This is a genomic window from Niastella sp. sgz303648 (assembly GCF_059587045.1).
Map to the genome: position 1 here is coordinate 1,308,477 of NZ_JCAPSW010000001.1, position 24,567 is coordinate 1,333,043.

The 24,567-nt window shown below is 43.5% G+C and carries 17 protein-coding genes; 7 read left to right on the forward strand and 10 right to left on the reverse strand.

Annotated elements, in window-relative coordinates:
- Positions 1-124: 124 nt before the first annotated feature.
- The 9 genes from ppsA to AC59IL_RS04585 form a co-directional block, all read right to left on the reverse strand.
- A complete protein-coding gene (gene ppsA, locus AC59IL_RS04545) occupies positions 125-2,527 on the reverse strand; it encodes a phosphoenolpyruvate synthase (RefSeq protein WP_496550899.1) in 2,403 nt (800 codons plus the stop codon).
- Positions 2,528-2,746: 219 nt separating this feature from the next.
- Positions 2,747-3,622, reverse strand: a complete 876-nt coding sequence (locus AC59IL_RS04550; RefSeq protein WP_496550900.1) for a DUF5777 family beta-barrel protein — start codon at positions 3,620-3,622, stop codon at positions 2,747-2,749.
- A gap of 14 nt (positions 3,623-3,636) precedes the next feature.
- Positions 3,637-4,188, reverse strand: coding sequence for a YceI family protein (locus AC59IL_RS04555; RefSeq protein WP_496550901.1), 552 nt, complete (start codon positions 4,186-4,188; stop codon positions 3,637-3,639).
- Positions 4,189-4,210: 22 nt separating this feature from the next.
- Complete coding sequence (locus tag AC59IL_RS04560) at positions 4,211-4,633, reverse strand: OB-fold protein (RefSeq protein ID WP_496550902.1); 423 nt, start codon at positions 4,631-4,633, stop codon at positions 4,211-4,213.
- 8 nt (positions 4,634-4,641) lie between these two features.
- Positions 4,642-5,025: a hypothetical protein gene (locus AC59IL_RS04565; protein ID WP_496550903.1), complete on the reverse strand. Its 384-nt coding sequence runs from the start codon at positions 5,023-5,025 to the stop codon at positions 4,642-4,644.
- Between the two features lie 29 nt (positions 5,026-5,054).
- Entirely contained in the window at positions 5,055-5,762 is a 708-nt protein-coding gene (locus AC59IL_RS04570) for a c-type cytochrome domain-containing protein (protein ID WP_496550904.1), read from the reverse strand.
- Between the two features lie 257 nt (positions 5,763-6,019).
- Positions 6,020-8,647: a carboxypeptidase-like regulatory domain-containing protein gene (locus AC59IL_RS04575; RefSeq protein ID WP_496550905.1), complete on the reverse strand. Its 2,628-nt coding sequence runs from the start codon at positions 8,645-8,647 to the stop codon at positions 6,020-6,022.
- A gap of 46 nt (positions 8,648-8,693) precedes the next feature.
- Positions 8,694-9,710 carry a FecR family protein gene (locus AC59IL_RS04580; protein WP_496550906.1) on the reverse strand — a complete coding sequence of 339 codons (1,017 nt, stop codon included), beginning with the start codon at positions 9,708-9,710 and terminating at the stop codon, positions 8,694-8,696.
- Between the two features lie 64 nt (positions 9,711-9,774).
- Positions 9,775-10,320, reverse strand: coding sequence for an RNA polymerase sigma-70 factor (locus AC59IL_RS04585; protein ID WP_496550907.1), 546 nt, complete (start codon positions 10,318-10,320; stop codon positions 9,775-9,777).
- A 180-nt stretch (positions 10,321-10,500) separates the two neighbouring features.
- Here AC59IL_RS04585 and AC59IL_RS04590 point away from each other — a divergent pair, with 180 nt between their 5' ends.
- The 7 genes from AC59IL_RS04590 (at position 10,501) to AC59IL_RS04620 (ending at position 21,909) form a co-directional block, all read left to right on the forward strand.
- Complete coding sequence (locus tag AC59IL_RS04590; protein WP_496550908.1) at positions 10,501-11,265, forward strand: LytR/AlgR family response regulator transcription factor; 765 nt, start codon at positions 10,501-10,503, stop codon at positions 11,263-11,265.
- Positions 11,266-11,509: 244 nt separating this feature from the next.
- Positions 11,510-12,040, forward strand: a complete 531-nt coding sequence (locus AC59IL_RS04595; protein WP_496550909.1) for an RNA polymerase sigma factor — start codon at positions 11,510-11,512, stop codon at positions 12,038-12,040.
- 69 nt (positions 12,041-12,109) lie between these two features.
- A complete protein-coding gene (locus AC59IL_RS04600; RefSeq protein WP_496550910.1) occupies positions 12,110-13,270 on the forward strand; it encodes a FecR family protein in 1,161 nt (386 codons plus the stop codon).
- Positions 13,271-13,509: 239 nt separating this feature from the next.
- The gene (locus AC59IL_RS04605) at positions 13,510-16,989 is read left to right on the forward strand and encodes a SusC/RagA family TonB-linked outer membrane protein (protein ID WP_496550911.1); all 3,480 of its coding nucleotides are present in this window, start codon (positions 13,510-13,512) and stop codon (positions 16,987-16,989) included.
- 28 nt (positions 16,990-17,017) lie between these two features.
- On the forward strand, positions 17,018-18,667 hold the full coding sequence (locus AC59IL_RS04610) for a RagB/SusD family nutrient uptake outer membrane protein (RefSeq protein ID WP_496550912.1): 1,650 nt from the start codon (positions 17,018-17,020) through the stop codon (positions 18,665-18,667).
- Positions 18,668-18,860: 193 nt separating this feature from the next.
- Positions 18,861-20,318 carry an amidohydrolase gene (locus AC59IL_RS04615; RefSeq protein ID WP_496550913.1) on the forward strand — a complete coding sequence of 486 codons (1,458 nt, stop codon included), beginning with the start codon at positions 18,861-18,863 and terminating at the stop codon, positions 20,316-20,318.
- A gap of 112 nt (positions 20,319-20,430) precedes the next feature.
- Positions 20,431-21,909, forward strand: a complete 1,479-nt coding sequence (locus AC59IL_RS04620; protein ID WP_496550914.1) for an amidohydrolase — start codon at positions 20,431-20,433, stop codon at positions 21,907-21,909.
- 109 nt (positions 21,910-22,018) lie between these two features.
- On the opposite strand, the gene AC59IL_RS04625 is transcribed toward AC59IL_RS04620, so the two are convergent.
- On the reverse strand, positions 22,019-24,475 hold the full coding sequence (locus AC59IL_RS04625; protein WP_496550915.1) for an outer membrane beta-barrel protein: 2,457 nt from the start codon (positions 24,473-24,475) through the stop codon (positions 22,019-22,021).
- Between the last annotated feature and the right edge of the window lie 92 nt (positions 24,476-24,567).

Below are 24,567 nucleotides of genomic sequence, written 5' to 3' on the forward strand. Positions count from 1 at the left end.
CTCATCTGCACCTATGATGGAGGTACATAGAAAAAAATGAGCACTTCCGTTAAATTCGGTATACCATTTTTAAATAACCCAAAAACAAGTACCCGTGCGCACCCCAGCCCATGAAAACACCTGCTTAACGCATCTTGTCAAACACGCCCTGCTGTTCTTCTGCCTTTTTTATATTCTCAATCCCTTTCAACAAGGCATCGGGATTGAATGAAATACTATCAATTCCCTGTTGTACCAGAAATTGTGCAAACTCAGGAAAATCACTGGGCGCTTGGCCGCATAAACCGATCTTAGTACCGCTTGCTTTAGCTTTTTGAATCACCATTGCTATCATTTGCCGGGCGGCTTCATTTTGTTCGCTGAACAGGTTGCTTACAATGGCCGAATCACGATCGATGCCCAATGTAAGCTGTGTAAGATCGTTAGACCCGATAGAAAATCCGTCGAACAGTTGTGCAAACTTTTCAGCCAGCAATACGTTGCTCGGAATTTCTGCCATTACATAAATTTCGAGGGAAGTATCAATCTCCCTGTCGAGCCCGTTTGCCTTCATTACCTCAATCACTTTTTGTCCTTCTTCTATTGTACGACAGAAGGGTATCATTACTTTTACATTGGTAAGCCCCATTACGGCGCGCACTGTTTTTATAGCCTCGCATTCAAGCCTGAACCCTTCTCTATACCGGTCGTTATAATACCTTGATGCGCCCCTGAACCCCAGCATAGGATTTTCTTCTTTGGGTTCGAACATAGCACCTCCAACAAGATTGGCGTATTCATTGGTTTTAAAATCGCTCATGCGCACAATAACCTCTTTGGGATAAAAAGCTGCTGCTATGGTGGCAATGCCCTGCGACAGTTTATCAACAAAATACTGTTCTTTATCGGGGTAGTGATGCGTAAGTGTCTCTATCTTTTCTTTTGCCGCCGCATCTTTTAATTCATTAAATTTTATCAACGCCATTGGATGCACCTGAACAAAGTGCGTAATAATAAATTCAATACGCATTAAGCCAATGCCTTCATTGGGATAAAAGGATAAGCGGAATGCATTATCAGGATCACCTGCTATGAGCATTGGTTTTGTATGAGCGGGCATACTGATATTACTGAAATCATGCACCACTTCTTTATAAGGTATGTTTCCTTTATATATAAAACCTGTTTTCCCTTCACAACACGAAACGGTTATTACATCACCGTCGTGAATGTTACGGGTGCCATCGCCTGTGCCCACCACAGCCGGTACCCCCAGCTCACGTGCAACAATTGAAGCATGACTGGTGCGGCCACCTTTATCTGTAACAATGGCGGCTGCCTTTTTTAGTATCGGGTCCCAATCGGGGCTGGTAATTTCTGTTACTACTATTTCGCCCGGTTGTAACCTGTCGGCTTCACTGGTCGATTGCAATACCCGGGCAACACCGGTAGCTATTTTTGAACCAATAGCCTGACCCTGCACGAGCAACTCACCTTTTTTTTGTAACCGGTACTCATTTATCAGGTATGGATTTTTTTGGGTATGCACCGTTTCGGGTCGTGCCTGAACAATAAACAGCTCATTGGTAATGCCGTCTTTCGCCCATTCAATATCCATTGGTTTTTTATAATGCTCTTCAATGATCAATGCCCATTGCGCAAGGCGTATAACCTCTTCATCACTTAAAACATATTGTTCCCGTTTCGTAGCAGGCGTTTCAATATTAACGGTAGACGACACTGCATGCTGATCGGTTTCATAAATCATGGTCTTTGTTTTTTCTCCCAGCTTTTTTTGAATGATCGCTTTCTTCCCTTTTTTCAAAACCGGCTTAAATACAAAGAACTCATCGGGCGTTACTGTACCCTGCACAATATTTTCTCCCAGTCCCCAAACACCGCTTAAATGAATAATATCCCTGAAACCCGATTCGGGTTCCAGCGTAAAACCTACTCCGGCGCAGCCTTTATCTGACCGTACCATTTTTTGTATGCCTACCGACAAAGCCACTTTTTCATGTTCAAAATGATTGTCTTCCCTGTACTTAATGGCCCGGTTGGTATACAGGGAAGCAAAACATTTTTGAACGGCGTTTAATAACCTTTCTTCTCCCAGTATGTTCAGGTACGATTCGTGCTGACCCGCAAAACTGGCCTGTGGCAAATCTTCGGCAGTGGCACTGCTTCGAACAGCCACTTCAAAATACGTATCGCCGCACAGGTGTTTATATTCCTGTTTGATCGCATTGGCCAGTTCCTGCGGCAAAGTTGCTTTTAATATCATCTCCCTTGCCTGCCCGCCAATACGGCTCAGGTTAGTATATTCTTTTGTGTCAAGTTGCGCCATCAAATCTTTAAGGCGATCACGCAGATTATTCTCATCAATAAAAAACCAGAAGGCATCTGAAGTAGTGGCAAAACCACCCGGAACAGCCACTTTCTGGTCGGCCAGCTGATTGTACATTTCTCCAAGTGATGCATTTTTACCACCCACCTTTGCCACGTCGTTTATGTTGATGTTTGCAAACTTCATTACCAGCGGTTCCATATTATAGATTTTATATGATGTTAACTTTATTATAACGGGCAGGATATTTATAAAGTTCTGTTTGTTTTAATTATTCAGGAATGAAGCTGGTCATAGGTATAAATGATAGTAATCAAACAAACGAAGGTGCAACAATGCATAAAAGGCCTTACGATTGAGCGGGAGGCTAATCGCAGGCCTTTAACCGGATGGTTGAACAATAACCCGTTATTATTTTTATTATTGGGAATGACTGACTGTAAACACCCTCGACAAATTAAAACCAAAACGTACTTCAGCTTTTGCCCAGTTACCGGTAGTGTTGGTTATAAAAGCCTTTTCATTCATACCGGTAGCATTTGAAAAATGTAATTGAAATACATGGCCGCCTGTTTCAATATCAAATCCTACCGATAAAGGATCTTTATATACGTCTTTATTCAATCCTTTCACTATGTAATGATAATCGGCAACGAACGCTACCCGTTTCGACAATTTAAAACGGGCGCCCACTCCTACCGCGTACACATCATTTTCATCGGCAGTCTGTGCTACGAGATTGCGATGAACAAAAACAGGCGCCACCTGCAGGCTGAACCGTTCACTGAATTTTCGGCCAATAATGATCTCATTATAAAACGCCATCCGGCTGCTAAAATAATTTTTCCGGCTGGTATCGCTCCAGGGCAATGTGCTTATCGTTGCACCGGTTACCAGTACAATGCTGAACGGAAAAGAACCAGGGCCGGTTGATTGCCATACAGGCCGGAATTTTATAAACCCATCCCATTCCTTACCCACGTTGCTGCGGCCAAAACCGATTGTTAAACTATTCAGCAGGCCGTAATCGAATCCAAAACGCATATTGGCCTGATCAAGACCAAAAAGGTTATTGGCGCCGGAACTGATTTCGCCAAAGCGATGCAGGATGCGTACATCCAGTACACCTTTTGCGATCAACTCCATCGAATGCCCGTTTATAACCCGGCTCGATTTGAATGCATTGGAAACATGTTCTTTCTTTTTCTCATTTTTTTCTACCAGCGATAATAAATCCTGCGCCTGCAGGCTGAAACTTAAAATCGTAAGCAACAGGCTAATCAAAAATTTTTGCATGTACAAAAGGTTAATTATTTAAGTACATTATAATTGCAGTTTACTTTTATGGTTACTGTTTTGGATATTTTATCTTTTACCAGGGACGGTATGGCGATATTATAATCTGCCAGCAAAACAGTGAATTCGGCATTGGATACCACGGTTTCACCGGTTACCTTTAAGGTGCCGGTGGTTTCTATATCTTTTTTTACGCCATGCATTTCAAGCGGTCCCTTTACAGTTACAGGATACACGCCATCTTTTTGAAAATTCACTTTATCGATGTTGGTAATCTTTCCTTTAAAAACCGCTTTGGGGTATTTATCGCTTTCCATATAATTTTCATTAAAGTGCTCCTGCATTAAAGCCCTTTTGAACTCAAATCCTTTAACAAGCACTGCAAATTCGATCTGACCGGTACCGGCGTCAAATACGCTGGTTGTTGCAGCGTTTGCACCATCAATATCTTCAAGCGACGTTCCTGCATTAAATGCAATATGACCGGTTTTTGTGAAGTACCTTTTCTGGGGGAAGGCAATACCAGCTACAAGCAGGCCTAAAGCCAGCAAAACATAAGATTTCATGTAATTAAATTTTAGGCTAATATTATTTTACTATACTGCACTTATTAAAAATAACATCGGTTAACATACCTGTACAGATTCCTTTTATGCGTACCGTTGTTCCGGCGGTTAGTTTTTTAACCACAAGGGCTTCATTATTATAAAAACTGCAGGTTACAGATGATAAAGGATCGCCTGCATCCAAAAAAACAGTAGCTATACCGGCTGAATCAACCTGTATGTCATTTATTTTTCCTGAAACGATCAATACTTTATCGACGTATTGCCTGTTGGCATTCGTTTCATTTTCTTTAAAAGCGTTTATAAGGCGGATTGCTGAAATTTCAGTATCGGCAGATTGCATTCTCACATCAGGCGGTTGTTTGTTATACAAATACCAGCCATAGCCAACAGCTGCCATTATCAGTAACAGCAAACCAGCGATTATTTTCTTTGCATATTTCATATGGCAAATCAATTATTGGGCATGCCTGAATTTATCCAGCATTGTAAAATGGCTATTTCATGAGCTGTAAGCGATCCACCCGGCGGCATTGTTTTTTCCACGATGCACCGTTGTTTAATTCTGTCGGCCTTTGCTTTGATCTGGTCATAAGTTTCAAGTACAACTGCGCCTGCTGCAGTACCTGCATTATGACAACCCGATGTAGTACATTTCGACGTTATGATGGAATTCACATTTCCAAACGTAGCATTTACTGTTGTGCAGTCTACCGCGCTGCCCGGGTACAGAAGTTCTTCTTTATCGTAATAACACCCGCCTGCAAACAGTATCAATACAATAAAGAAGAACAAGAGTTTCGGGGATTTAGCTTCATTGGTGTTTTTTCTGTTCATGGTTTTTCATCGTGTATTTTTAGAAATAATCAATTATTTGCTGCACCTGCCTGTACCCATTTTTCAATCTGGCGTATCTGGCAGTCCTGTAGTTTATTGCCGCCCTGCGGCATAGCCACATATCCGGTTGCATGCTTTATGCTACCCACAAGCCTGCCGTTTAAGGCAACTGTTTTTACGCCGTTATATGTGCTGAGATCAATATTTCCGCCCAAAGAAGCCGGGTTGTGGCAGCCATTACAGAAAGTATTTATTAATGGTACTACAGCAGCAGCATAAGTAAATACCGTAGTATCGCAATTACCGGTACATCCATTGTTTTTGGCGCCCTGGTTTATCCATTTTTGAATGGCAGCAATTGACGAAGCCGAAAATGGCGCATGTGGGGGCGGCGGCATAATATCGCCCTGGTTGGTTGTAGTAATTACCTGGTATAACTTGCTTTGGGAGGCATTGCCGGCTTTCACTATTTGCATAATACCGGTATAGTTGTTTAATATCACCCCCTCCCTATGCGAAGTTTGATCGTGGCAACCGGCTATCGCACAACCTGATGTAAGTAAAGGAAGAATGGTATTTGAAAAATAAACAGTATCTGCACTGCACGGATTACTATTACCCGAAGAACTTCCACTACCATTTCCATTATCGTTTTTACCGGTTAGTGGAATTTCGTGCTTGCAGGTAACAACCAGGCATGCGGTTATTACAAACGTTAAAAGCAATTTAACTTTCACTATTATTTCATTTATGTGATGTAATGCGGCAGGGTTGCGTGAGGGTATGCTTATAACTCAATTTCTATGCAGTTATTACCACAGTTTTGTTCAGAGTTACCGACTGGTAAAAAAACAGCGACCGGATAGTTATTTAATAATACCGGGTGGTTGTAAATAGAAGATGTGCAGATTACCGCATACTGGTTACCGGCGTATGGTTGGTTTGCGTAAAGGAAAGTCTGTTATGTTTAAGCGGAGGGCAGTGATAAATATCATCAGAATTTGAGCCTGTATGTGAGCGTGGGTATAACAGGGAAAAATGATATTTCCTTTATATACGGCTGTTTTGTTTCGGGGTTGATTGTTCTGTAATAGAATTGGGTATTTTGGTGTGCGTACACATTGTAAACCGATAGCACCCATTCACTTGTCAATGTTCGGTGTTTGGTATTTCTGTTTTTCCTGTAGGTAATGCTTACATCTAACCGGTTGTATGGTGAAAGCTGATGGTAATAGGCATCATTCCCGTTGTTGTCATGTTCATCTTCATATAATGGATTATCATCTCCGTTACCCGGTGTAGTATTGGAATTTGTATTCAACGTAACAGAGCGGCCACTTGTGAGGTAACCCGTTGCAGCAAATGACCAATGCTGATTCAGGTCATAGGCGGCTAAAACATACAGGCTGTGTTTTCGGTTAACAGCCAATGGAAAACTTACCCCATTGTTCAGTGAATCAAACTGTTGAAATGCATTGGTAAAAGAATAACATATCCATCCTTTTATTTTGCCACTGTTTTTTCTGATTATACATTCTGTTCCATAGCTCCAGCCTTTTCCGAATATCAGCCGTTCTTCGAGGTTATTATCTATGTAGGGCGTGGTGCCGCCCTTCAGCAGCAACTGGTTATCCATTTTCTTGTAATAAACTTCCAGGCTGGCCTGAAACATTTTCCCTTTGAAGTTTTTATATAATCCCGCAGATACCTGATCACTGCCCTGTGGTTTTACTTTGCTGCTGCTTCCTATCCATATTTCTGCCGGAAAAGTGGCATTATAACTTTGCACAAGGTGAATGTACTGGTGCATACGGCTATAGGCCAGTTTAACACTGCTGTTTAAGCCGATAAGGTACAACAGCGATACACGCGGTTCGAAGTTTAAATACCGGGCGTCAGGTTTCAGGTATACGGGCGTTCTGATACCTGCATATACGGCAAACCGGCGGGTAATTTTAAAGTCGTCGCTCAGGTAAGCGGCAAAACGTTCCGATCTCTTTGCCGGTATATCGTCTTCATTGATGTTTATAAACCCCGTTGAAGATATCTTATCTGATATGGTGGCGGGAAAAAGCGATTGCTGCAGGTAATCGAAACCCAGGCGCATTCTGTGTGCAATATGCGGATAATAATACAGATCTGTTTTGGCATGCAGATCGCGGATGCCCGAATACAATTCTGCAAAATAGTTGCCCTGTATAGTTGAAAGCCGCTGAAAATACGAATTGTAAACCAGCGATGTATTTGAAAAGAGTTTATTTGAAAACACATGGTTCCACCGGGTGCTGAATGCCCTGTTACCGAAAGCAATGTTATAATCTATATAATGGTCCGGGGCATCATCATCTTCTTCCTCACCTGATTTATAGCCCCCCTTGTCGTATCCCTGGTAAAATCCGAGGAAGATCCTGTCGCGCGATGACAACCGGAACTGAAACTTTGCATTCAGATCATAGAAATAATAATTACTGAAGTAGCCGGTCGTTGAAACAGGTCGAAGCATCCAGTCGATGGTACTTCTTCGGGCCGATAAAAAGAAAGAAGATTTGTCGGAAAAAACCGGACCATACAAAGCAAATGATGAAGTCATGGTGCCCAGTTGCAACTCTCCGCCCGGCTGCTGGTTGCTGCCGTCTTTCATATATACTTCGAGCACAGAACTTAAATAATCTCCATAAGAGGCCGGAAAACCTCCTTTCATCAGGGTTGCCTTTTTTATGGCAGGCGAATTGAAAACACTAACTAACCCGAACAGGTGACCGGGATTATACAGAGTGGCTTCATCAAGCAATACCTGGTTCTGATCGGCATTGCCGCCTCTTACAAAATATCCTGCAGATCCATCGAGGCCTGCCTGAACGCCTGCAGAGAGCTGTACCGAATTGATGATATCACCATTACCACTGACAGCCGGGATTGCAGTAATGATTTCAGACGACATATCTATCAGATCAACCTCGCTCCTGTTAAGGGGATTGTCTTTTTCATTCATTACGATCACCGGTTTAAACGTAACGGAATCTTCGCGGTGGCCCAGTTGCACATCCAGCGAAAGATCTTTTTGTGCCTTGATAGTGGTGTGCATGGTTTGAAATCCCGCATAGGAAATTTCCACTTCCAGGGAATCTGCTGAAGGTACAGTAATGGAATAAAAGCCGTAATTATTTGAAACAATGCCTCTTTTAATGGCCGGAAAAAATATGTTTGTACCAATGAGTAATTCTCCATTTTTTTTATCCCTGGTATAACCACTGAGCGTTATTTTACCGGACATGCTTTTTTGCAAAATCACCTGGTTGCCGCTGATATGGTAAGTGATCCCGCTTTCTTTGAACAGCTTATTCAGCAATTTGGTTAAAGGCTCGTCAATAACCCGGCATGTGATATTCTTTTGCGATGCAATCAATTCAGCGTCATAGGCAAACCGGAAGGATGACTGCGCTTCTATAGCAGTGAGTACTTTTTGCAGGGGCTCATTTGTTACATCAATAGTGATCCTGTTTGCTTTTTCATTAACGATCTGCGATTGTAAGGATATAGTAAATGCCAGCAGAAATAATACAAATGAAGTTATCTGCAATAATAGACTTTTAGGTATCTTTTTATTGGCAACAGAAAACATTGAGTATTTTATTGGATTGGGTACAGAATGGCTGGTCACTATGAATTTATTCTTTTTTTAAATAATAAACATCATTTTTCTGAACAAAGGTGATGTTCATCGATTTGCAAAGCACATCCATAGCACTTTCAAAAGATTGTTCTTCGAGGTGACCGGTAAACCTTTTTTGCTTTACCATGGTATCAATTATAATTATTTGTTTATTATAAACTTCTTTAAACCTGCCGATTACTTCAGGTAATGGCGTATTGAAAAAATGCAGGCGGCTTTCGCTGTCAGCAGCAGAAGAATCAACAAAAATGAGCGGCCGGGAATCACCTGCTCCGGGCAGGAACCTTAAATGCATTCCGGCCGTTAACAGCCGCACCTGGTTATTTTCATGATTTATGAATTCTACTTTTCCGGAAACTACTTTAATATTTATACTGTCATTTGATTTTTGGATACTGAAACCGGTGCCGATATCCTTTACACTGACAGTACCCAGGTCAACTATAAAGGGTCTTTCTTCTTTATGCTGTACTTCAAAAAATGCTTCCCCATTCTTTAATATAACCTTGCGAACCAACTGATCATAATCAGCGGGTACTTCGATGCTGGTAGCGGGGAATAGTTTTATAACAGTACCATCTGCCAGGGAAACTAACTGTTCAGCATTTCCTGTATTATAGTTCCTGTCATCGTTTTTTGTCATCATATACCAGGCAACAATGCCTGTTACAATTACAAAAATGGCCGCAATAGATACTATCCTCATAAAACGGGCGGTCCTGATCCCGGCATGGGCAACCACCATCGGCTGCTGATGCTTTTCTGCGGTTACTTGTTCATTCAGTTTACTGCGTAAAGCATTCCAGGCAACTGTTTCGCCGGCCAGCTGGTAAACCGTATAATCATTCAGGCCATTGTTCCAGATTTCTTTCAGCTTCATGAACAATTCCCTGTTTTGCACGTCTGATTCCACCCACTGCCGAAAAGCCGCATCTTCTTCAGTATTGAGGTTGTCAATCAGCGCGGAGCTGATCAGTTCCCACGGAATGGTATGGTCAGATAAAAAATCCATGTTATTCATTACTAAGACAAAATAAATCCGGTGTGGTCCCGGTAATGTTAAAAAAATAAAATGATCAGAATATAATCATCAATTTGCCGGCAACCCTGGCCAGTTGTTTTAGTGCATGCGTTATATGGTTTTTGACTGTTTTTATTGAAATGCCCAGCTTGTTCGCAATTTCCTGTTGCTTCAGTCCCTCGAACCGGCTAAGCTGAAATACTTTTTTACATTGATCGGGCAGATTATCAATGGCTTTATACAACTGTATTTTCAATTCATTAGCCTCTATCTGCTTTTCTTCATAAAATTCCTGCGGCAACCGGGCTAACTCACGCTGGTTTTGCTTTTCTTTTTGTTGTTTGTTCAGGGCATTGATGCTTCTGTTCACCACTGCCTTGTATAAATAGGCTTTGAGCGAGGATTCGATCATGATCTTATCCGAATCTTCCCAGATCTTTAAAAATACATCATTCACGATCTCCTGTGATACAGAAACCGATCTGACATATTTGTAGGCAACCAGGAAGAACTCTTTGAAATGCTCTTTATAATAGCTTTCAAAAACGGATATATTCCTCTCCCTGATCTGATTCCATATTATTTCCTCTGATGGGTTCATTAATGCTGCAGATAGTAAGTAAAGGCCTTATGAATGGGCATCGTACCCCGCAAAATAACGTTATGATTGAAATGTACATATTTTTTTATGATCACAGCTTTTTTTTAAAACCCTATAGGACCATGTGCTTTTTATTTGGTCTGATAGTATAGGAAAGATGCTTTTTACCGTAAATACAATATGCGCATTCTGATTGTAGACCATGAGCCGGCAGCTATAGAAGAACTCGAACATATCTTACAGGAGGTGACGCCCGGGGAAATTGTGATCAGCCGTTGTAGCAGTATAAATGAAGCTATGAACTGGCTCCGTAACAATGAAGTACCCGATCTTGTTTTTTCATTGGCCGATTTCCCTGAAGGTTTGAGCTTCGATTCGTTTAAAAATCCGGAAAACAATCTACCGGTTATATACACAAGTGCAAATGACAAATACGCCCTGGATGCTTTCAGGTCGAATGGAATTTATTATTTATTGAAGCCATTAAATAAAGAAGAAGTTCAGAAAGCAATATACCGGTACCGGAATTTGTTTTGTAATGAGCTGAAAAACATCCCGGCTGACAATTGCCGGAATGCCGCTAACAAAAGGTTCCAGGAACGTTTTTTAGTTACTGTAGGCAACCAGATGAAGCTGGTTACTGCAGATGAGATTGCCTATTTTTTTTCGGAACAGAAGATGGTATACCTCATCACTTTTGCAGGGGCCAAATATTGTACAGGTTTCACACTTGAACGACTTGAGCAACTATTGAACCCGGCAATATTTTTTCGTATCAATCGCCAGTTTATTATCAATATTTCAGCCATTGTAAAAATGGTGCCGGCCAGCAAATCACGGCTCGAAGTTTTACTCAGGCCCGAAACCCGTTACAATACAACAACGAGCTTTGGGCGAACCGATTCTTTTTGCAAGTGGATACTGGGAGGCTTTAGCATGTCGTAAACCTGTTGCCCTCTCTAACGTTTTCGTAAAAAAATCCCTCATGATAAATTAACAGTAATCATTTTTCCCCCTATCTTTAATTCGATGGTATAACATTCTATACCAGTCGATCTGTACCTCTCAGCTGTTGCTCGCCTGAAAAAAGATCATTTTTACACTTATTTCCTGCTTGTCGTTCGGGTAATTAACCATAACACATATTGTATTATTCAACTATAACCGGTTGCCGGGTTATTAAGGGCTCATGGATAAATACCAGGAAACAGCCTTACTGCAGGCTTTTAAAAAGGGGGATATAACGGCCTTTGAAGCCGCTTTTAAACGCTACTATAAACAGTTGCGCATGGAGGCCTTTCTGCTGCTTAAAAACCAAAAAGATGCAGAAGACCTTGTACAGGAGCTTTTTCTTGATATATGGAACAAACAACTGTACCGCAATGTGCAACATGCCATAGGCGCCTACCTGCACATGGCTATACGCAATAAATGCCTTAACTACCTTGAAAAAGAAAAACGTACGCAAAAGAAAGTTCAGGCATATAATCCTTCTTTGACCACCCTACCCAACGAGCACGATATTTCCTTACCACATATTTTTCAATCTGCCTTAAATAAGCTGCCGGCCCAACGCCTGAAAGCGTTTACCCTGGTATATATGGAAGAAAAAAAGTACGAAGAGGCAGCAGCCGAAATGGGCATCAGCATTAATTCTATTAAAAGCCACTTGAAGCTGGCCATTAAATCACTGAAAAACCATTTACATAATATTAAATAATTCACCCGCTTTAATGCATATTATTGTCTTATAATAAAAAGAGGCAAAGCGCAGGTTGAGATAAGCATTATGGAATATACCGGAGATGACATACAGATATTGATGATTGAAAAGCTGGCGGGTACCATCAGCCCGGCTAATGATGCATTGCTTACCACGTTGATACAGGAAGATGAAACCATTCAGCTACAATGGGCGCAACTGCAAAACAAATTAGCCGAAGCCATGGAGAATGGTTTTACTAAAAATACTGATGAAGATGCTGCCTGGGCCCGATTGCAACCAGATTTACAACAACATCATACTACCAAAGGCCGCATTATCAACTTTACCAAAATAGCAACAGCGGCAGCCGCCTGCCTGCTACTGGTAACGGGCACTTTTTATTTTTATCGAACCAAACAACCTGAATTGCATGCGGTAGTCAAAACGCCAACCGTTAAACATTCAGACGCTATTACACTCCGCCTCGCTAATGGGCAGGAAATTAACCTGTCAGAGGCCGCCAACAAAAACATTCAGGCAGGCAACACCACCATTCACAACGCCGGCAATGGATTAAGCTATACGGCGCAGGCATCTGCCGCTGTACAGGAATGGAATACCTTATACATTCCTTCAGCCGGAAACTATACATTAACACTGGCAGATGGCACCGTAGTGATCCTGAATTCGCAAACACAAATCAAATTTCCATTTAGTTTTCCCGGCAATACACGTGAAGTATATATTGATGGCGAAGCCTTTTTTAATGTATCGAAAAATGCAAACAAGCCTTTTATTGTTCATACTCCCAAAACCAATATCAGGGTATTGGGCACCCGGTTCAATGTGAACACCTACGATTCGGCAAAGATCAGTACGGCCCTTGTTGAAGGTTCAGTACATATTCAAACCGCCGGCAATACTGCTGTTACATTAAAACCCGGATACGAAGCGGTATTTAATAACGACAAAGCCCATTTCGCTGTAGCGGGGTTCGATACAAATGAAACATTGTCGTGGATACAGGGCACTTATTATTTCCATAACGTGTCGCTGCAACAATTATCAAAAGTACTGGAACGATGGTTTTCAGTTCAGGTGCAATTCAAAAACAACACACTAACCGGCAAAACTTTCAGTGGCGTATTATTTAAAAAAGAATCTCTGCAGGCATTTCTCGATAACCTTCGCGAATCCGATGCAGTTAACGCAGAACTCAGGAATGATGTAGTATATTTCTGGTGAGGGCGGCGACGTTTGGGTTAACAGTTTCAGGTTACAGGTCACAAGTTACACGGAATAACTGCTGTAAAGGCCCTGAAACCTTGCAACCTGAAACCAGTAACATAAGACTTCCGATCACTATTCACCATTGACCATTCACTATTCACCAAAAATATTTCTCCTCCCTTCACCCGTTCGAAAAGTAAAATCTGTCTCTTAAAAAGAAAGGAACCGATTACAATACACAAACACTGCTGCTTATGCTTTTTTTACTACAACAGGTAAAAGAGAAAACCCGTTATTGCCTGTTTCTTCCGCTTTTGTTTATGTGCTTTTCAACCAGGGCGCAAAAAAGCGAAGAGAAGTGGGTAACTACACAAAAGGGAGAAGTTGATCTTGCAGAAGTTTTCAAATCAATCAAACAGCAAACCGGGCTTACTGTATTTTACAGCAATGGCCTGTTAAACGACCAGGAAAAAGTTACACTTAACGGAGAAAAAGTAAAGCTCGATGACCTGCTCACGACCCTTCTCAAAGAAAAAAACATTTCCTGGACCTATCGCAACCAGGTGATCGTGTTGCAGAAAAAGAAAGCCTCTCATACTGTTAATGATATATCGAACGATTCGCCTGCTTCCGGGTTCATTGAAATTAGCGGAAAAGTTCAAAACGAAACCGGAGGCGGCGTATCAGGTGCGTCGGTTATAGAAAAGGGTACCAGAAGGGGAACAAGTGCCGGGGACGATGGCAGCTTTGTGTTGAAAGTAAAACCCGGCACTATTTTAATTGTATCGGCTACCGGATATCAAAAACGTGAAGTAGCTGTTACAGATAATAACATTATCATTCAATTGGCACCTGAAATGCAGGCGTTGGCCGATGTGGTAGTAACTACCGGTGTGGGCGGCGCTGCCAGCAAAAGAAAAGTTGCCATCTCTGTACAAACTGTTGGGGCCGATAAATTACCGGCTGTTCCCAATGCATCTATCGATCAGGCGCTGGTTGGTAAAATTGCCGGCGCCAGCATCAATACAACCTCAGGTAATCCCGGCGCTCCTGTAAGCATTCAGCTTCGTGGACCCAACACCGTTCAAAATGGTTCGCAGCCTATGGTGCTGATCGACGGCGTTGAAATGGGCGCTTCGGCATTAAATACGATTGATTTAAGTACGGTAGATCATATTGAAGTGGTGCAGGGCGCTGCCGCTGCTACTATTTACGGAGCACAGGGCGCCAATGGCGTGATCAATGTATTTACCAAAAAAGGAAAATCGGGCGCCACGCACATTGAATTTTCATCGCGCATGGGTTGGGATAGTTACCTGAATACAGGCAACCTACACCAGCCCACCACCCACTCTTTTCAAACAGATGCCAATGGCGATATTGTTATGCTCAACAGCGCCAACCAGCCGGTTCCTCTTGCGAAAGATGCGTACGGACTATGGGGTAACCCTATTTATTTATCAGGCGTGAACGATCAGTTTAATAAACCTTACAAGGATAACACACAGTATAACGATCACTTTAAACAACTTTTTCGTACCGCACAAACCATTAATAACAGTCTTACCGTTTCGGGAGGTAAAGAAAAAAGCGATTATGCCCTTAGCATTTCCCGTATGTCGCAGGAAAGTGTGGTAGACGGCAAATATACCCGCACCAATTTTACCAGCAACATGGGTTTTGAGGTATTCAAAAATTTTAAGATCCGCAGCATTACCCAACTGGCATACACGAATAACACCACCGGCAACACGCAAATCAGTGCAGCCCTGTATACGTATCCTTTTGCCGATCTGCGAATGCTCGATGTAGATGGCAACCCTACCTATAAATATGGCGGCGCCGGTGTTAACTCAACCAATCCATTTTATTTTCAGCGATACCAGCATTTCGACCTGCAAAAATTAGATGTAATACCCAGCATCAACCTGAATTATAAATTGCCCCGCTTTGTTGAATTCGATTATAAATACAGTATCAACGTTAGCCGGGGCGATAGCACCCGTACGGCAGATAATCAAACCCAAAACAAAACGTCGATGCTGAATAAAAGCACCTGGTATGCCGGACAGGAAGGTGTTACAGGCGGTGTTTATAACCAGATCAGCAGAATGGTAACACAAAACTCTTTATTCACCACTTCGGTTAAACTCGATCTTGATAAAGACTTTCACACCAAATTACCAATAGTAAGTACCACTACAGCTGCTTACGACTGGCGCAAGCGCACGTACAATGTAACCGGCAATCAATACGCTGGATTACCTTTATACGCTGCCAATGCCAACCAGGCTTCAACCAAATCGGTCGTTGGCGTGTATCAGGATATATTTACCACATTCGGTTATTTTATTAACGAACGGTTAGAATGGGGCGATATCGCAGGCATTTCGGGAGGCTTTCGTTCTGACTATTCATCTACCTTCGGCGATTCAAAAAAACCACAAACCTTTCCACGCGGAGACGCCTATTTTCGGCCAACTGCTCTTAGCTTCTGGAAATGGACCGACTGGTGGCCGGAGGCAAAACTTCGCATAGCCTATGGCGAGGCAGGTATACAGCCGGGCGTATTCGACCGCATATTGTCGCTCAACTCCCTGAACTTCGATAACGGCCCCGGCATTTACAACCCCACCCGTATTGCCAACCCCGCTTTAACTGTAGAACGTTCGAGTGAAACAGAAATGGGTATGGATCTCACTTTTCGACCAATTAAAGGCGACTGGTTTTCCCTTATCAACTTCTCTGCTACCTGGTGGCAACGGAAAAGCAAAAACGTAATCTGGATATTACCGGTACCCATATCGTCAGGCGCTGTTGAAATAAAGAACAATGCACTGGCTATGTCATCAAAAGGAACCGAGTTTAGCCTCGATGTAAATGTTTATAAAAGCAAACCCTTTACCTGGAATTTTCTGACTACGTTTGGACAGTATACGACGCATATAGACGATATTTACGGCATTGCCAACCAGCTTCCGTTGAAATGGCCCAATGCAGCCAATTTCAGTTTAATTGAAGGACAACCCATCGGCGCTTTATATGGATACAAAATACTGCGCAGCATAAACCAAACCGATCCTTCGGGCAAATTGTATATTGCTCAGAACCTTCAGGGCAACTATGAAATCGTGAATGGTTTTGTGACCGATAAAACCACCAAACGGGTAGTGTTAACCACCGATAAACAATACATCGGCACAACGGCGCCCAAATTCAACATGTCGTTCACCAATTCTTTTACTTATAAAGATTATCTCAGTTTCAGCTTTCAGTTAGACTGGATAAGCGGTCAGCATAATTATAACCAGACCAAGGAATGGATGTATAGCGATGGGTTGCACAGCGACTTTGCCAATCCTGTTACCATAAACGGACAAACAGGGGCATGGGCCGCTTTTTACCGTTCAATTTACGATGGCGGCGAAACCAATGGCACCAAAGATTATTTCCTCGAAAACGCTTCTTACCTGCGTTTAAGAAATGTATCGCTGTCGTTCAACCTGGCCAAAGTGATCAAAATATCTTTCACTAACAAATTGCAGTTAATGGTTAGCGGTAGAAACCTGTGGACAAAAACAAAATATACCGGTATGGACCCCGAAGCCAATTTAAATACAACAGGCGGCGGCCCCGTGAGCGGTTCACAAACCACGGTACTGAAGGGACTCGATTATTTCGCTTTCCCCAATACCAAATCGGTACAGGTAGGTTTGAATATCGGTATCAATTAAACCATTCACAGCTTAAATTATTCGAATCATGAAAAGCATTCAATATATTTCCTTTACGATACCATTAACCCTGTTGCTGCTTAATACGGCCTGCAAAAAAACCTCGCTCGAAGTGATGAACCTGAACCAGCCGCCGCTTGAAGTATTGAATAACGAAGCCGGTGTACTGGCATATGCAAAAGGGGTTTATAAACTGGCCTTTGGTGATCAAACTTTTTCACCCAACGATGATGGTATTGGCATGGGCATGTTTAAAATTGTATCAGGTTATCACGAAGGCATGGGCGACCTCGTATGGTGCCCTTATGGCAACAGCAGCCTGATGTATGTGAATGGTCCGCTTTCAATTCAAACAGATAATGGAACCGTAGTTACTTCACCCATTGGCAAAGGACAAATTCCTGAATTACGGCTTCGCAACAGCGCTTCGTACAACGGCAAAAATGCACTGATCAACGAATGGACGTATATGTATTTCTTAAATAATGCCACCAATGTATTATTGTCGAAGTTAGATGAGGTAAGCCTTAGCGGCGATGCAGCTACCAAAAAGAACGTACTGAAAGCATGGGCATACTGGTGGAAAGGTTATGCATACAGCCGCATAGGATCTATGTATATAGCCGGTATCATTACCGATTCGGCCAATGGCAGCAATGGCAATTATGTTACGAATCAGGCGCTTATTACCGAAGCCGTTACTAAAATGGAAGCCGCCAAAACTATTTTGAGTGGTTTAACAACCGGCGGCGGTTACAACGAAGTGATGGCAACCATTATTCCCGGAGCCATGCAGTTTGCAGGCAAATCGTATCCCTCGCCCCAGGAATGGATCGATAACATCAACACATTTGAAGCCCGCACGCTTTTGGTAAATAAAAAAGTAGCCGATATGCAAACTGCCGACTGGAGCCAGGTACTCGCCCTTGCCAATGCCGGCATTAAAGCAACCGACTACCAGTTTTGCATTCGTACGGTGAGTGACAATACCACATCGGTATTTGCCAATAACAATGGCTGGCTGGGCGCTTATACATCGGGCACCCAACCTACCGAATACATCAGCGAACGGTTCATCCAGGATTTTAAAACAGGCGACAAGCGCCTTGCCAACAACTTTGGCAAACTATCGAGCGCTGTTATTAATGTACGCGGCCGCGGCATCAACTTCGGCACACGGTGGTATTTGATAGATAAAGGGACCGGCAACGGCGCCAATACCTATTTCAATTCGGCCATCGGCGCCACCCCTACGTATATTGCCGGGAGTTATGAAGAAAATGAGTTGATGAAAGCAGAATGCCTGATGCATACATCTTCACCCGACGACGGGCTCGCCATTATTGATGCTGTTCGCAGTTATCAGGGAGCAGGCCTGAGTACCACCAGCGGCACCGGTGCTACATTGACCGATGCGCTTGAAGAACTACGCAAAGAACGACGGTGCGCGTTGTTTTTAAGAGGCCTGGGTTTTTACGATGCCCGCCGTAATGGAATCAACCTCGACATATCGAGAGGCGGCGGTAGAAAAGGATGCGTGGTACTGGATGGCACCGGCACACTTAATATCAACTGCACTATCAATTATGCCTATAATTCGTATTGGGATGTACCGCAGAACGAGCTGGATGTAAATCCTGCAACAGCCGGCAGTGCGCCGCTTATTTCGCAATACTAATCGGGCGCAAGCAATGCAGTAGCGCTAAGAGATTGAAAGAGTAAAAAGAGATAAAGGAGAGTTCTTTCTGCTACAGCCCTTGTTTACCATACGGTCTGTTTATTTAAAGCGGGTTTTTAAAATTGAAAGTTCTCTTTTTTCTCCTTTAATCTCTTAGCTAAAAAATTCAAAAACCTTATTAAACAATAGCACGATGAATAAAAACCAATGGATGATGACACTTAGCCTGGTTTGTTTTTCAGTAGCCGGTTACACACAGAAAAAACAACCGGCGAATGATGCTTTGAAAAAAACCGTTTTAACCGATCTTCAGAACCAGTATGATTATTATAAAAGTACGGCCCTGAAAATATGGAGCTATGCTGAAACAGGCTATAAGGAGTATAAAAGCTCAGGATTATTAAAGCAAACGCTGCGCGACAACGGTTTTACAGTCGACAGCGGCGTTGCAGAAATACCTACCGCATTCGTAGCCTCCTATGGAACCGGAAAACCGGTTATCGGCATATTGGCTGAGTTTGATGCATTACCGGGATTGTCGCAGGAAGCTGTGCCTGAGAGAAAACCAGCAACTGCTTCGGCAGGTCATGGATGTGGGCACCATTTGTTTGGCACAGCTTCTGTGGCAACCGGCATTGCCATTAAAAAACTCATAGAATCCGGAAAACTAACAGGAACCATTAAGGTATACGGTACGCCAGCCGAAGAAGGAGGCGCCGGTAAAGTTTACATGGTAAAAGCCGGTTTGTTTAACGGCGTTGATGTAGTGCTGCACTGGCATCCCGGCGATAAGAACATTGTGATGGCCGATAGGTCACTGGCCGTGATCAATGCCAAATTCCGTTTTCATGGCATATCGGCCCACGCTTCTGCTTCACCCGAAAAAGGGCGCTCGGGGTTAGATGGCGTTGAAGCAATGGATAATATGGTAAACATGATGCGCGAACATGTTCCCTCAAACATGCGCATTCATTATGTAATTACGAACGGTGGTAAAGCACCGAATGTAGTGCCAGACTTTGCTGAAGTATATTATTATGTGCGCAATGTTGACCGGCAGATAGTACGTGATGTATTTGAGCGGATAGTGAATGCCGCCAAAGGCGCCGCCATGGGTACCGGCACAACAATGGATTATGAAATAATGGGAGGCGAATACGATCTGTTGCCCAATAAAACATTGTCGATGGTTATGGACCAAAACCTGCACACCGTAGGCGGCTTTAGGTATACTCCCGAAGAAGAACAATTTGCCCGGAAAATTCAGGAATCCTTTACCTACAAAGTACCGGATATAAACAGCACATCTAAAGTAGATAGTATGCGTACAACGCCCGGTGATATGGGTGGCGGTTCAACCGATGTAGGCGATGTAAGCTGGGCCGTGCCAACGGTTGGTTTGGTTGCCGCTACGTGGGTGCCCGGTACACCCGCTCATAGCTGGCAGGCCGTTGCTGCCGGAGGTACCGACATAGGCACAAAAGGGATGATGGTGGCAGCAAAAACAATGGCGCTTACCTGCATTGATCTGTTTACACAACCAGCATTGATTGAGAAAGCAACCACAGAGTTCAACCAGGCAAAGGGACCCGACTTTAAATACCAGTCGTTGATCGGCGATCGAAAGCCGGCGTTGAATTACAGGGATTAGCCCTGAGCGCAGTCGAAGGGCAGACAGATAACCCTGAGCGTCGTCGAAGGGTTGGCAATGGGCAATAGATAAAACTGATTTAACTTGTGATCAATAAAAGAATCATTCCAATATGAAAAAAGGATTCCTGATGTGCTTAACCATAATTGGCACACTGACACTTCAAACCAACAGCGTCTTCGCACAAAAAAAAGCAACAGGTAGCGCCGATGCTTTAAAAACCACAGCGTTGAGCGATGTGCAGTCACAGTATGATTTCTACAAAAAAACCGAACAGCAGATATGGAACTTTGCCGAAGTGGGATACAAAGAATACAAAAGCTCCCGCTTATTGCAACAGGTATTGCGCGACAATGGATTTACGGTAGATAGCGGCGTAGCAGAAATACCCACTGCATTTGTGGCTACTTACGGAAGCGGCAAACCGGTAATTGGCATACTGGCAGAATATGACGCACTACCCGGTTTATCGCAGGATGCCAGTCCTGAAAAACATCCACGGTCTGATGTGAAAGAAGTGAATGCAGGACATGGATGCGGACACCATCTTTTCGGCACAGCTTCTGTAGCCGCCGGTGTTGAATTGAAAAAGCTGATCGAAACGGGTAAATTGAAAGGCACTATAAAAGTGTATGGCTGTCCTGCCGAAGAAGGCGGCTCCGGCAAAGTGTATATGGTTCGCGCCGGGTTATTCAACGGAGTAGATGTAGTAATGCACTGGCATCCCGGCGACAGGAATGGCGTTACTTCCGGACGATCAATGGCCAATATCAGCGCCAAATTTCGTTTTCATGGCATTTCGGCCCATGCCGCCGCTTCGCCCGAAAAAGGACGCTCGGCCTTAGACGCCGTAGAAGCGATGGACAATATGGTTAACATGATGCGCGAGCATATACCTTCGAGTACCCGTATCCATTATATCATTACCAACGGAGGTAAAGCGCCCAATGTAGTACCCGATTTTAGTGAAGTGTATTATTATGTACGCAACCAGGACCGCGAGATAGTGCGCAGTGTATTTGAAAGAGTGGTAAATGCCGCCAAAGGCGCCGCATTGGGAACAGGCACTACGGTGGATTATGAAATTACCGGCGGTGTATATGATCTGTTGCCGAATAGCGTGTTGAGCGAAGCCATGTATAAAAACCTGGTTAAAGTAGGTGGAGTAACCTATACGAAAGAAGAAGAAGATTTTGCCGGAAAAATACAATCCACCTTCGATTTTAAAGCACCTGACATTCATGCAGCAGCGAAAGTAGATAGCCTGAAAGCCAAAGAGGGTGATGTAGGTGGTTCAACCGATGTAGCCGATGTAAGCTGGAATGTGCCTACTGTTGGTTTAGGTACAGCAACCTGGGTGCCCGGCACGCCCGCTCATAGCTGGCAGGCGGTAGCAGCAGGCGGCATGGAAATAGGCGCCAAAGGAATGATCAACGCTGCGAAGGTAATTGTGCTTACCGGCATCGACCTGTTTACACAACCTGCGTTGATTGAAAAAGCCACTACTGAATTTAATCAATCAAAAGGCGCCGGCTTTCAATATAAAGCCATGCTGGGCGATCGTAAGCCTGCATTGAATTATCGCGATTAAAATCAACAGACAATTGGCAATAAGCAATTGGTAATTGGTTATTGGAACCTGCAGATTCAAAGATGGGTATAAATAAAGTGGCCTCGCGAGAGGCCATTTTTTGCGTTCATTAATTCGTTCTTCCTTTTTCGTCTTCGGCACTGCCAGTGGTGTTTCTTTTACGCGCATTGGCTGCTTTGCCGAAATGATAAGCAAAAGTAATTCCTATGCGCCTCGAATCTGTTTCGCGGGTTGAAAAAGCAGTTACCCCGTTAATGCCGATCGTTTGGTTGTACCCCTTTAAAGTATGGAATATATCATTTACGATCAGGCTAAAAGAGCCCTGCCCTTGCCAGATCGTTTTCCTGATACCGCCGCTTATGTTATAACCTGCTTTATTGCCTTTGGTTTGGCCAAAGGCTTGTTTGCCGGGGAAAAAGCCATCGATCTCCAGACTCCACTTTTTACCCAATTGCCATTCATTGGACGTTTCTATTTCGTGAACGTTTGCTTTCTGCTGAATGGTTACACCTTCAGCACTGCCATTGTTCAGGATATATAACAGCACTGCATTGAGGCGGAAAGTCCACCAGCGGGTTGGCTCCAGTGAAACATAAGGAATCAGGCTGTATGTCCGGTTATTAATAAAGTTAACCGGGCGGGTAATAAAAACATTTCCCAACGCTTTTGTTAATGACTGGCTTTGATTATTACCGAACCAGTAGCCGGCCGTAACACTAACGTAATGCTTATAGGTATATGTGAGCTCAATATACCGGCTGTAATAAGGAACCAGGGCCGTATTGCCCGACGTATAGGAGTATTGGTCCTGATAAAAAAGAAAGGGATTGAGTTGCTGGTAACCCGGGCGCCTGATCCGCTCACTGTAACTGAGCTTCAACGTATGGTTACAAGCCGTATCAAGCTTATAGGAAAAATATAAAGACGGAAAAACGTGCGTATAGTTTTTATTGAAAGATGAATCCTGTACGGCAGGGTTACTGAACTGATGGGCAAACGCATTTGTATTTTCCATACGAAGCCCTGCCTGTACCGCCCACCTTTTCCCTTCTTTTTTAAGGTTTACATAAACCGCGTTGATATTTTCCGAATAGCGAAAATGATTGGTTTTGCTGTAATCGGGAACCAGCGTGGCGCCCTCCTGGTCGAACCACTGCAGTTGATTGTTGGTAGTTACATAACTCGATTTGATACCGGCATTCAATTCAATTTTATTACCGTCCCAGGGATGGGTGTAATCGGCTTTAGCGGAATAAATGTCAGTAACGGAAGGCAAAAGAAACCGGCGTTGCTGATCGTTTAATAAAGTACCGTCGGCATAATACATTGTAATGTGCGACAACTGATCGCCATTTGAATACAAATGCACATAATCCATATCTGCGGTCAATTGCCTGCCGGTGTTATTGAACCGGTGCTGCACGTTAAGATTCATCCCTGCATTCCCCACGCGGTATTGGCCACCGTTATAACCTATACCCGAAGAATCGGATTGTATATGCGCGTTCAATTGATTATTCTGATAATTCAAACGGTCGGTCCTGGGGCGAATATTCCCGGTTAACATAAATCCCAGCGTGGTGCGGCGATTAAGAAAGTAATCCATCCCTACCCTGCCATTCCAGGCATCAGATTGGTAACGGCGATAACTGCTTTGTATGGCCGCCGACTGCAGGGAGTCATTGGTATTATAAAAATATCTTGAAGAAGTTTCTTTCGTATAATTCCTGTCGGCGCTATAACTCACATTGCCGAACAGGTTGAACTTCGGTGTTCTGTAGTTGAAATTCAGCGCATCATAGCTTCGCCCATACAGGCCCTGGTTATAACCGGTACTGAGGCCGCCGTTAAAACCTGCGGTGTGGTTCTTTTTTAAAACAATATTGATGATCGTTCCGCCGGCTGCGTCGTAGCGTGCAGGCGGATTACTGATCAGTTCCAGTTTATCGACCATACCTGCCGGAAGCGATCGCAGATAAGCCGCCAGGTCGCGGCCGCTCATATATGTTGGCCGGTCATCTATCAATACCAGTACGCCCGATTTGCCGTTCAGGCTGATGTTATCATTTATATCAACAAATACCCCCGGGCTTTTTGACAAAGCCTCCAGCACGCTGCCGCCCGATGCAGTGATCATGGCATCTACATTCACGATCGTACGGTCGATCTTTTGTTCGATCAATGCTCTTTTTGCTGTAACGGTTACCTGCTGCATCTGTTTACCCCCCGCCGGCTGCAATACAATCACGGGTAAAACGAGCGCAGAATGACTATCACTGATCTCGAGGTGCTCATTATAATAAGACATAAAACCTACGCAGGTAACTCTTATGGCATACATTCCATTGGGGAGGCCACGAACAATAAACCGGCCGTTTTTTCCGGCTATCCGTGTTTGTTTAAACACAGTGTCGTTCAGGCTGTGCAGTTGTACAGTAGCATCGGCAACAGCATTGCGTTGCCAATCAGCTACTACGCCTGAAACGCTGCCGGCAGGCGGTTGCGCATACCCTTGTATAACCATAATGGTAATGAAAAATAACAGGAACAATCGGTTTGGTTTCATAATTTGCTGTAATTGTTCCTCTAATTTTAGCCATTAAAAACACCTGCTGAAATGCAAGGGCCCGAAAAGGGATTACAGCGTTTATAACGGCC